General features: G+C 69.3%; 1 protein-coding gene. It reads left to right on the forward strand.

Features of this window, described 5'->3' with window-relative positions:
* Positions 1-30: 30 nt before the first annotated feature.
* On the forward strand, positions 31-12363 hold the full coding sequence (locus tag WS75_RS05310) for an LWXIA domain-containing protein (RefSeq protein ID WP_059679486.1): 12333 nt from the start codon (positions 31-33) through the stop codon (positions 12361-12363).
* Positions 12364-12447: the final 84 nt, after the last annotated feature.

Below are 12447 nucleotides of genomic sequence, written 5' to 3' on the forward strand. Positions count from 1 at the left end.
GCACGTCACGCATGCCGCGGGAGAATGGACATGGTGTTGATGGCTGTGGGCGGGGGCGGGCCGGTGAACGTGCCGCAGCCGCAGAATGACGACGATCCGGCGCCGACGAACGGCGCAGGCAGCACCCCGCCGGCGCAGACGCCGGAACAGCAGGCCCTCGCGGCCGCGCAGGCCGAGACGCAGCGCCTGCTGCAGCTCGCGCAGGCCGAAATGGCGACGCTCAAGCGACTGCATGACCAGGGCGCGTCGCAGGCCGATCTCGACAACCAGGTGAAGAAGGCCGAAGCCGCATGGGGCTCGGTGCAGGCGGCCGTCGAGAACCAGATGCGCGTCGCGGCGGACGGCGGCGGCGACACGAACAAGGCGATCGCGGGCGTGGCATCGGATCTGCGCAATGCGTCGCCGAACGATCCGGTATTCGGCTCGGTGCTCGACGACGCGCAAAAGGCGGTGTCGGCCGAATCGGCGCCTGAGCGGGCGACCAACGTGAAGGCGTTCCAGTTCGCGATGGCGATGCAGAAGGATCAGGACGCTAACGCCGACGTGCAGCAGTACAACGCGTTGCCGGGCGGCATCCGGCGCGCCGATCCCGACGCCGGCGCGCAACTGCGCCAGGCGGCCACCACGGCCGACACGAACGCCAACGACGCATACACGGCGCTCACCACCGCGTTGCGCCACGAATACAGCACGTCGGCCGCGACGCTGCGCCTGAACGACGCGAAGGCCGACTATGCGGCGTGGCAGAAGGAGCCCGGCGGATTGCGCCGCGCCGACGAGGCCGACATCACGCAGGCCTTGTCGCAGGCGCAGAGCCAGTACGACAAGGTCGTGACGGGCGGCGACGACACCGCGCTGACCTACGTGACGGCCGACGAGCAGAAGCAGGTCGTCGCGTCGGTGAAGCAGAATCACGACGGCATGTGGTACACCGGGCTCGTCGACGCGTTGGGCGAGGAAAGCCAGCTCAAGCGCACGATCGCGACGATCAATCCCGACGATCCGTCGCTGTCGCCTCAGATGAAACAGCTCGCGCAGTCCGATCCGGTCACGTTCGCGCTGTTGCAGGACACCGGCGTGACCGTCGATCCGAACGACCCGAAGCTGTCGCCGCAGGAGAAGACGCTTGCCCAGCAGAATCCGCTCGCCGAGGCGTTCGTCAAGCTGACGGGTGTTCCGGTCAGCACGGACGGCAAGAGCGAATCGGACGCGCAAGCCCTGAACGCGCAGATCGACCAGGCGGGCGGCGTGTTCGCGTATGCCATGGCGCACGCCGACCAGAACCAGCCCGGGTACCAGAAGATCAAGCTGCTGCTCGCCGCCGCGCCCGACGTGCGGCTGCAGTTCACGAAGCAGCAGGTCGCGCAACTGATGGAGAATCCGGGCAGCAATTCGGGCGCGGCGCTTCAGGTGCTGAAGACCAACATGGAAGCGTCGTTCTCGCTGGACGAACGCCAGACGCTGTGGACGCAGGCGGGCCAGCCGCATTTCAACGCGAACTTCATCCATTCGCAGATCGATCCGCTGATGCAGAAGCCTGATTCGCAAGCGACGGACCAGGCCAGCATGCAGGCGCGTTACGATGGCCGGATGAATGCCGACAAGGCCGGCAAATGGATGCAGGACATCCTCGCCAATGCCCCGCCCGAATTCGCGGGCGTCGTGCTCGATACCGTCGAGAAGGATTTCGGCAACACGTGGACGCAGTCGAACACGGGCACGCCGCAGCCCTACGGCGACGGCATCGAGTTCTACAAGGGCCTCAGTACGGCGGTCGGGCTCGCCGATCAGCAGCCGACCGCGAGCGGCGTGCCCGTGCATCGCGAGGACGACGTCGCGAGCTGGCTGCTCGACGCCAACGGCAACGCGAAGACGATGATCTATACGTTGCGCGGCAGCGATGCCGGCTACGGGTTCGACAGTGTGCGGCAGGCGCTGTCGTCGGGTGTCGATCCGTCGTTGTCGAAGGCGCTGCTGTCAAAAATGCAGAACGACGACCGGTTCCGCTCGGGCTTCGCGAACGACTTCCAGCTGCGTTACGACCAGGGCACCAGGAGTGCCCAGGACAAGCAGAACAAGGACGCCGCCAACGCCAGCTACAAGCTGTTCCAGGCCGATCCGGACAAGCAGCTGAAGGCGTATTTCGACGACTTCCAGAAGCACTTCGACGACAAGTCCTATACGTTCACCACCGGCTCCGATCAGATGACGAACTTCGTCGGCGCCGGGCTCGGGATCCAGCCGGACGACCCGCGCGCGACGCCGACCGACCGGAACGACGTGCCGTCGATGGCGCTGCTCGAACAGTTGATCGTCAGCAACGGGCAACTGCAGAACGGTGCGGGGGTCAACAGCCAGTCGCTGTACGCGAGGAATTCGGCCGCGACGCAGATGATCCAGAACGTCGTCGATCAGATCCGCAAGGTCGGCGGCGACCACGCCGTCGTGTCGCTGGTGCCGATCTACTACGTGTCGAAGGGGACCGGCACCGCGCCGAGCGCGCTCTTCAAGGTGCAGGTGGAGGGGCATCCGGACCAGTACAAGCTGATCGACGATCGCGGCTGGAAGTACGACACCGTCGACGACTACCAGCACGACAATGCGCTGTCCGACGACGGCAAGCTGTACGTGCCGAAAAGCCTGACGAACGGTCCGGCGGCCGGCGGTTTCTCGCAATACGAAACGATCGACGCGCACAAGACCGAGTGGTACCAGCACGCCGAACACATCCTCGAAATGGGTGCCGGCATTCTTGCCGCGGCCGGTGGTGTCGTGCTGGTCGCGAGCGGCATCGGGGCGCCGGTCGGCGGCCTGATGCTCGGTGCCGCGTGGACGGCCGTCGGCGCGGGCATGGCCGTCGGCGTGCCTGCCGCGATCGGCGACCTGAAGAACCTGAGCGATCACGGCCAGTCGATCGGCTTCGGCAACGCCCAGGCGCGCGGCGACTGGATCAGCCTGATCGGCAGTGGCGCGGGCATCTCCGGCGGCGGGCTCGGCGTGGCGGCGAAGTCGCTCGCGGAGGCATCGTCGCTGCTGCGCACGACGGGGCGGGTCTCCGACCTGCTGACGGCCGCATCGCGCGGCGACGGCGCCGCGGCCGACGTGGCCGGTGCCGGCCGTTTCACGCAGGAAGCCGACGCGTTCCAGTCGCTCGCGCAGACGACGGGCCGCACGGCCGGCGTATTCAATGCCACGGGCGGCATGATCGGCGGCTACCAGATGGCCGACCAGGGCGTGTCGCTGGTCAAGAACTGGGACGCGATGTCCGATTCCGATCGCGCGCAGCAATTGCTCAACCTCGGCATCGGCATCGCGCAGATGGGGCTCGGTTCGCACACGCTGATGGAGCGGCCGATTCGAGCCATCACGAAAACGCCCGCACCGTCGACGGTGACGCGGCCGGTCGCGGTCAACGTCGTCGATACGTTGTACGGCAACGGACTGGCGAACGAGCGTCTCGCGGTCGGCGAGATCGGCAACCCGTGGCAGCACGCGCAGGAGCAGGCGAACAGCTTCGGCGAACCGGCCGACGACGGCGGCACGGTCGCGCCGGCCGACAAGGGGCTGCGGGCGCGCGTCGCCTCGTGGTTGCGCGCGCACCGCATGCAGGGCACGCCGGACGACGCCGCGATCGTGCCACGGCTCGCGCCCGACGGCGAAGCGACGCCGGCCGTCGCCGACGCGCTGGCTGGCGACGGTGCATCGACGGCCAGGGCCGGCATGCCGGCAAACGGCGCGCATCCAGCGTCCTGGGAGATCCCCGCGCGCGTCGCGGCCGATCCGGCGATGCTGAGCGAGGTGGTCGGAGGCATCATCGAGAGCGGCAACCGGCTCGAGGACGTCGAGTACTACGTGTACGCGCTGGAGGATCCCGAAGGCAACGTGCGAAACCCCGAGGAAGACGGGCTGCCCGCGACCCAAAAGGGCAACATCGTCGACGACATGCGCGCGGCGCGGGCGGACCAGCGGCGCGCGAACGCGGCCGACGATGCAAAGGCGCGTGCGGCGGTTGCGCCCGACGAAGACGGCACGATCGGCGTGACGCGCTACACGACGTATCACGACGCGCTGATGGTCGGCGCCGACGGCGTAGCCGGCGGCCGCTACCGGATCGCGCTGGTCGATCAAGGGGCGCTCGCCGCGGACGGCTCGGTGCCGCCCGAAGCGGTGGTCGGCCACGTCGGGCTGACCGACGCCGGGGATGCGTTCATGCTGTCGATGAACGATGCGTACGACCGCACGCTGCGTGTGGCGTACCCGCGCGGCTTCGATCCGGAAAAGCCGTTGATTCGTTACGAGGGCGGCCGGCGCGTCGACGTGATCAACGCGCCATTCGGCATGAGCGAAACGCAGTGGGCCGCGTATCCGCGCCGCGAGGCCGACCTCGCGATCTATTCGGACAACCCGAGTCAGCCCGAGAACCGGCTGCCGGCGGGCGAGCGGCCGTTGATGCCGGTGCCGCCCGGCTATTTCGCCGTGTACGCGCATGCGTGGGCCGATGCATTCGCGAGCGCGACCGGCAACGCGATGAGCGCGGAACACATGGCCGAGCTGATTCGCCAGAGCGGCTGGGACGGCAAGTCGCCGGTCATTCTTTATGCGTGCGGCGCCGGCACGCGCGTGAGTCCGCTCGCGCAATTGCTCGCGAACGTGCTGGGCGTGGACGTGTACGGCGCAAGCGGATTCGTCGCATGGCGTTCGCCGCGCTATCGGGCCGACGGCAGCCCCGACTCCGGTTACGCGAGCGGCATCCTGATCGAACCCGGCGCGCCCGATCAGGCCGGCGTGCCGGACCACTCGGTCAGCGGCGAACCGCGTACGTACCGGTTCTCGCCGGCGCTGGCGGTCATCGACCAGGGCGCGCATCCGGTCGACTGGAGCGGCGTCGCGCCGCGCCCGGTGTCGAATCAGTGGGGCGGCAGCGCCACGACGGGCGACGCGCGCGTGCCGATCGGCGTGTACGTGTGGCGCCTGTTGACGAAACGCGGCTCGATCATCAATCCGCGCAGCGGCCGGTCGGCCAGCGCGCTCGAGATGACGCATGCGCTGGAAGAACTGGCGTGGAAAGGCTATACGCCGGGCACGCCGATCGCGCTGGACGGGCCGCGCAGCGGCGCCAATCCCGAGTTGCTGCAGGAATTCGCGGATCTGATCCAGGCGCCGGTATTCGGCCGGCTGGGCGACGACGACGCGGCCGGATGGCGGCGGGCGCTTCCCAATCCGGGCCGACGGCTGGCGCGCTTCGAGATCGAGCCCGACGTGAACGGGAAGTTCTCGCCGGGCGGCGCGCAGCCGGTCCGGATCAATCCTCTGGAACTGCGGCCCGTGCCGGGTTCGAACGTCGTGAACCTGCTCGGGCACGCGACCGCTCGGCAGTTCCTGAAGGTGTCCGGGTTCGACATCGCCGAGTCGCACGGCACGGCGCCGCGCGACGTGACCCTGGACAGCGCGGCCGCCGTCACGGAAGGCGGCAAGACGATTTCGCCGCGGCAATTCGCGCGCAAGCTGCTCGACGATCCGGCCTATACGGAAGGCAACGGCGTGCTGCTGACGGGCTGCTATCTCGGTGCCGGCGGTTATTCGTTCGCGCAGGAGCTCGCGTACGAACTGCAGGTGCCCGTGATCGCGTCGATCACGTCCAACTCGGTGCGCGGCACCGGTGCGCTGGAGCTGCATCCGATCGACGACAAGATCGTCCTGCCGGCAAACGATCCCGACGTCGCGACGCGGCTCTATCTGCATCTGCCCGAGGCGCCCGATGCGAGCGATCCGCCGATGGTGTTCGCACAGCGCCGTGAACCGGCAGCGCGCACGGTCGTGCATGACGATGCACCGGTCGAGCCAGTGCGCGCGATCGACGCGCAGATCGATCCGGACTCGGACAGCGGCCGCCGCGGCGCCGGCGGTACGCAAGGCGATGGCGGACGCCAGGACGTGACGCAGGGCCGCCCCGCGCATCCGCGGCTCGCCCCCGACGCGGAACCGGGCGAGCCGCCAGTCTATGAGCCGACCCCGCTCGTCGAAGTCGGGCCGGGGCAGATCTACAAGGCGGACGAATGGGCCGCACGCGTCGAGCAGGTCGCCGAGGCCGAGGCCGACGACGGCCTGTCAGGGAAAACGCAGAAAATCTATCCGAAGACCAGCCGCGTCTATACGGACCGCCGGATCGCCAACGATGGCGTCGTCACGACGACGGTTCATGGTCAGTCGGTGCTGCAGCCCGGGTTCGACGACGTGACCGGCATCGACGCGACGCAACATCCCGAGTTCCTGCGTCCGGCCGATACACTGCTGATGCCGCCCGACGATCCGCTCCATCCGATCGGCGCGCGCGGGCTGATGTCGCCGCCCGGTCATCACGTCGTGTTCGGCCACGGGATCTCGGCCGATGCGATGCTGGGCCCGGAAGGCCATCCGCTCACGCCCGACGAGGTGGCCGAGCGCGTGGCGCCGCATCTCGAACCGGGGCAGGACGTCACGCTGTATTCGTGCTTCGGCGGATCGAACAAGCACGATCCGCTGCGCATCGCGCCCGGGCAGGTACGGGCGGCCAGCACGACCTTCGCGGCGGCACTCGCGCAGCGCCTGTCCGAGCTGACCGGACGGCCGACATCGGTCTGGGCGCCGCCGGACATCCTGCTCGTCGAGCCCGACGGTTCGACCACCGTACGCGGCACGCGACTGACCGGCCAGGTCGACAAGGATCGTCTGCCGATGCAAAGCTTCCGCGGCGATCCGGCACGCGCGGGCCGGCCGGCGCTCCCCGCAGGACGCGACGCGGAACCGGCCGCGACGACCGCCCGTACCGCGTCGCGCCCGCTCGCCGATCCGCCGCCGCGCCCGACGGTGCCGCGCGTGGCCGATCCGACGTTTGCCGATCCCGACTACGATTTCACCGCGATTCCGGACGACACGTTCGAATCGGTCACGCTCGATCATCCGTTCCGCACTGCGCTGGCCGACCGGCCCGGCGTGATCGGCGACGCGGCGCGCGTGACGCAACCCGGCGGCACGGTAAGCCAGCGCTGGCCGAGCGGCTTCCTCGACGGCCCCGACCCGACCCGCGTGATCGACGGGGTGATGCAGGCGTTCGACGCGGCCGGGCTGACCAACCTGCGCGTGGAATTCGTGACGCGCGACGGCAGCATCGAGCTCGGCAGCGGCACCGATTTCGGTGCGCTCGATCCCGAGGACGGCTGGTTCCGGTTCAGCGGCACGGTGCCCGATGCACCGGCTACCGCTGCCACGCACGCGCCTGTCCCTTCGGCGGCCGATGCCCGGCTCGCATTGCCGGAAGGCGCGCGGACCGTCGCGCACGGCGATCTCGGGCAGGCAATCGATACGGCGCATACCGGCCCACGGAACCTCGCCTACGTGCGCACCGATGCGCTGCCGGACGGCACCGCGTTCGCACGGGGCGACCTGACACCGCAGGAACGTGTGGCGGCCAGCGCGTCAGCGAACCTCGCCGCGGTCGAGGGCCAGGCACCAACCGACGTCGTGCTGCTGTCGGCGCTCGGCCACGATCCGGCTCGCGCGCTGCGCATCACGACGCCCAATGGCGGCGAGCTGGTCAAGCCGGCAGGTGTCGACATGTACGTCGTGCGCACCCGCGACGCGGCGACCGGCGAGGTGTCGTACCGGCTCGTCGGCATCGATCGCTCGGGCTTGCCGGAAGGCTATGCGGCCGTGCATGCGGTCGGCATGCGGGCGGTCGGGGCGACCGACGGGCGCCCGACCTGGCCGACGATCGGCCCGGCGGGCCCGGCGGCCGGCCGCCTTGCCGGCACGGCCGGCGAATCGTCCGGCGCGGCGGCGCCTGCCGCCGTATCCGGTCATGCGAACCAGCCGGGCGCGCCGCAGGGCGCCGCGGTGGCCGAAGCGAACGATCCACAGACGGTTGCCGCGACGTGGCTCGACAGCCTCGGCCGACGCACGCTCACGCGCGTCGATGGCCAGCGCGCGCCGACGCTCGACGGGTTGGGCCGCCAGCTCGGCCCGAACGCGCATGTGCTGATCACCGCGCATACCGACGCGCCGGCCGCCGACGCCGAACACGCGGCGCCGGCGTTCGTCGCGGTGCTCGAGACCGACGAGCACCGCGCGCTCGGCCCCGTCCGGATGCTGGACGGCAAGCGCGTGCCGCGCGCGCTGCGCAAGGCGCTCGTGAAGACCGGCAGCAGCGGGCGCACGGCACGCCGTCAGTTCGATTTCTTCGTGTCGCCGGTCGCGCACGACGAGCTGATGCAGTTCGGCGGCGCGTCGAAGATCGAGACGCGGGACGGCAAGTCGTCGTGGTCCGTGAAGGCGTCGGGTCATCCGGTCGACACCGCGCTCGCCGCAGACGTGGCGAAACTGCACGACGCACCGGGTTTCAAGCGGCCGCGTCAGGCCGTGCGTGCCGTCGACGGAGAGCGGCGCTGGATTCACGTGGTCGAAGACGAGACGGGCAAGGTGCTCGGGTACGCGGAGCGCAACACGAACCACGAATGGAAGTACTACGAAAAAGCGCCGCTCGGCGACACCGAGGTTCCCGAGCAGGATCTGCGCACCGTGTTCCGGCGGCGGCGCAGGGGCGGCATTCCGGTCCTGCGCTCACCGCGGCGCGGCATCCGGTTCGTCGTCAGCGACGTCAAGCCGGAAACCGTCGATCGAATCGGCGGCTTCCGGCCGGCGAAGGAAGCCACCGCGGCAGAGAAACCGCCGCACCGTTCGCTCGGCGATCTTTTCCAGTCGAAGGTGCCGGTTCGCCAGCCGCTCGCGCACGCGGAGCAGGGCGCTGAAAGCAACACGGCAACGCGGCCGCCGGTCGATCCGCATTTACTGCCGTCGCAGACATCCGCACTGAACGCGGTCGATTTCAGCGGCAACAGCGTGCCGCACCTGCTCACTGCGATCCGCAACGGTGCGGTTGACGGCAACCAGCACGTGATCTACGTGTTCAGGACGGACGGCGCCGTGGCCGAGGCGCTCGACAAGCCGGTCGGCGTGATCGCCGCGCGCAACGGCGAGATGCGGTGGTTCGACGCGGTCCGGCACGCCAACAACCCGCATCATCAGGGCGTACCGCTCGACGAAATGCCGATCGGCAACGACCGGTTCGGCACGGACGTGCATTTCCTGCTCACCCAACTGCCGCCGCGCGCGTTCCTGCGCAGTGCGCGGCCGACGCGCATCGCGGCGCTCGAAGCGCGCGCGAAGGCGCTGCGCGAGCAGCTGACCGACGCGGAAGCGCGTGGTCAGCATTCGGCGCCGTTCAGGGCGCTCGCGGCCCGGACGCGGCACGGTTACAACGAGGTGCTCAACGACTTGCAGCGCTTGCGGCGCAGCGGCACCGCACCCGCGCCGCTGTCGATCGAGCCGTACCAGCCTGGGCTCTCGTCGTCGACCGTCGTCGCGTTCAGCCTGCGCAATGGTGCGGCGAAAACCGGGCAGTATTTCCCGACGCACGACCAGATCGAGGCCTACAACAAGCAGGCGCAGCGCGCCGGCAACGTGAATCTCGTGCTGAAGGGCGAGCCGCAGGCCGTGATGGTCGACCCGGGCATGTGGCGCACGCTGCTCAACAAGCTGTACGTCGGGCGCGACGTGTCGACGTCGGCGTCGCGCTTCCTGCCGGTGCCCGGCAAGCTGCGCGCGCGCACCCGGCGCTTGGGCGCGGCGACCGTCGCCGACCAGCGCATCCGGTATTTCTTCACGCGTTCGAGCGAAGCATTGCAGGACCGCATGGTGCCGATGGCACGTTCGCTGTCGCTGAGCGACGATCCGGCGCTGATGCGCAAGATCGTCGAGCAGTACGGCGGCGTCACGCCGGTCGTCACGCTCGTGGTCGATCCTCATCTGCTCGCGGCCGTGCTCGGCAAGGCGCACGATCCGGATTTCCTGCGCGCGGTGAAGGCGCTCGGCGACCAGAAGAACGCCGTGTTCGACGGCGAGAACGGGATGATTCATCCGGCACCGGGCACGGACGGCACGGCACTCGCGCTCGATCATCTCGCACATCTGAATCGCTGGCTCGACGAGGCGGCGCAAACCGGCTTCGCGATCCGACTCGAAACGGCGCCATCGCGCGCGCTCGTGTCCGGCACCGACTACCGGTACCAGTCAGGCACCAACGACGCATACCACGATTACGTGCGCGTCATGACGGCGCTCGAGAAGTGGTCGAACGAACATCCCGATACGACGGCGCCCAACGTGATGGTCACGTTTCACGGCTGGGACGCGGTGCCCGAATCGGTGCCGGGCGCAGGGCACGAGAAGCTGTTGCGCGCCGTGCTCGAGCGCGAGGGGCTCGAATGGGTCCACGTCGGTCTGTCGCTCGGCACGCACGGCGCCGACTTCATCGGCAACCAGGACCTGACCGGCGCACTCGCGAAACTGATCGTCGAGAACCGCGCGCGACCGGAAATCATCGATCGCCTGCACGGTGCCGATGCGCTCACGCGCGTGTTCGAGCGCGTCGACCGCCAGACGCTGGCGAACCAGCATCAGCTGCTGTTCGCGGAGGTCGAGCGGATCGGTGCCGCGCAAGGGATGACGCCCGCCGAAGTGGCCGCGCTGCGCAAGAAGCTCTACGAAGGCAACACGACCGTGTGGCTGAACCAGGCGCGCAAGGCGACGATCGAGCATGCGACGGAACACTGGAAGGGCGACGGCAACGAGCCCCGCAACAAGACGGAGAAGGGCGCGCGCAGGTTCGCCGCACGCTGGCTGGAGCAATACGGCGACAGCGTGCCAGACCGCGTGACCACCCGAGCGCAGCCATCCGCCGCGGACCCGGCCGACCACTGGCGCGCGGTCGTGCGCGATCCCGCGCTGATCAACGATGGCACCAAGCCGATCGGTACCAGCCGGCGGGAGATGGCACAGCTCGCCAACGTCGAGATTCCCGACGCGAAGCGCGCGCAGGCGGAGTTGCACGCACTGCGCGTGCACGACGAGCCGATCGGCACGAACCGGCGCCCGCCGTCGCGACGGCGGATTGCCGGCGAAATGACCGCCGCCACGCTGGCCGGCGGGACCGGCGCGGGCGCGCTCGTCGCGACGGGCAAGGCGTTCGTGGGTACCGCGACGAATTCGCTGTACGCCGGGCTGCGCGTCGGCCGCGTGTTCCAGGCGCTGCATCACGGCGCAGTCGCCAGCCTGAAGAACGGCGATCCGCGCGTGTTCGATCGCGTCGTCGACCGCCTCGTGCGCGGCATGCAGAAGCAACTCAAGGCGAACGGGTTCGACGCCGACGCGCGAGGTACGCAGCTCGAGCAGATTGCACACGAAGGCAAGGCCGCCGCCGCGCAGTTGCGCGCGCTGAACGCGGACGGGACGCTGTCGTTCGACGAAACCGCGACGCACACGCAGGCGATCGCCGCCGACATGCTCGCGCAGATGCAGGGCGTGGTCGGCGGGACGTCACTGAAACTGCTGCACCATGGCAGCCCGCGGCACGCGGTTGGTCGGTTAGGGCGGCTGTTCGCGCTGGGAGGATACGGTGGCTCGATCACGATCAACGGGGCCAAGTTCCTCCATGGCGACGGGCTGGCCGGCGGGCAGGCTTTGGGCGGCATCATCAGCGCCGTCTCTACCGGCATCGTCTACAAGGGTGGTTCGCGCGGCGTGAATGCGGAGAATCGCAGTCAGCTGGCGCGGATCGCGAGCGCGACCGGTGACTACGTGACATCGGCCGTTGGTCTGGCAAGCGGTATCCACGGCGCAATGGCCGCCCATACGTTCGGCGACGGGATGACCGGCGTGCTCGGTGCGATGTCCGGCGCGCTGCTGGGCGCTGGCCGTCTGCATACGCAATTCCCGAATGCCACGCCGTGGCTCGCGCGCTTGCCGACCGGCATCGCGCTGTTTCCGGTGGCAATCTTCGGGATCATGCAGGGGTACGGCGTGATCTCGGCGTTGACGGGATCGGACGACAGGAACAAGCACCCCGGTTCCGGTCCGTCGCCGACGCCTTCGGGTTCGAGCAGCACGACGCCGACGCCCGGGGCCTCGCTCGCACCGCCGCCCGGGGCGACGACGGCGCCGGCGGCTCAGCCGAGTGCGTCTGCGTCATCGACGCCGAATGCGCAGCCATCGGGGACGCCATCCTCACCGGCGCAGCCTTCGACGGGTTTGCCGCGCCCGACGCCATCCCCGCTGACGGTGCAGGTGGTCGCGGGCGATTCGTTGTGGACCATTGCGGAAAGCCACGAAGGGTCATTGCTTGCAGCCGCTCGCGTGCCGGCCGACGAACAGCAACGGATGTCGGACGGTCAACGGATCAACGCCGCGTTGAACGAGATCCTGCAGCTCAACCCGAACCTGGCGAGCAATCCGGGGGGGATCAATCCGGGGCAGCAGGTGATCGTCGGGTGAGGGGGCAAACGTCGAAACCGATGGTGGGTCGTCGGCCGCACATGCATTCGCGGTGGCCACGGCGAGCGCGATGCCGCATGCGAT

Source organism: Burkholderia sp. FL-7-2-10-S1-D7, assembly GCF_001524185.1.
GTDB classification, from domain to species: Bacteria; Pseudomonadota; Gammaproteobacteria; order Burkholderiales; family Burkholderiaceae; genus Burkholderia; species Burkholderia diffusa.

Coding starts and splice junctions, on each gene's coding strand:
- WS75_RS05310 (WP_059679486.1), top strand. CDS start 31: ATGGTGTTGATGGCTGTGGGCGGGGGCGGGCCGGTGAACGTGCCGCAG.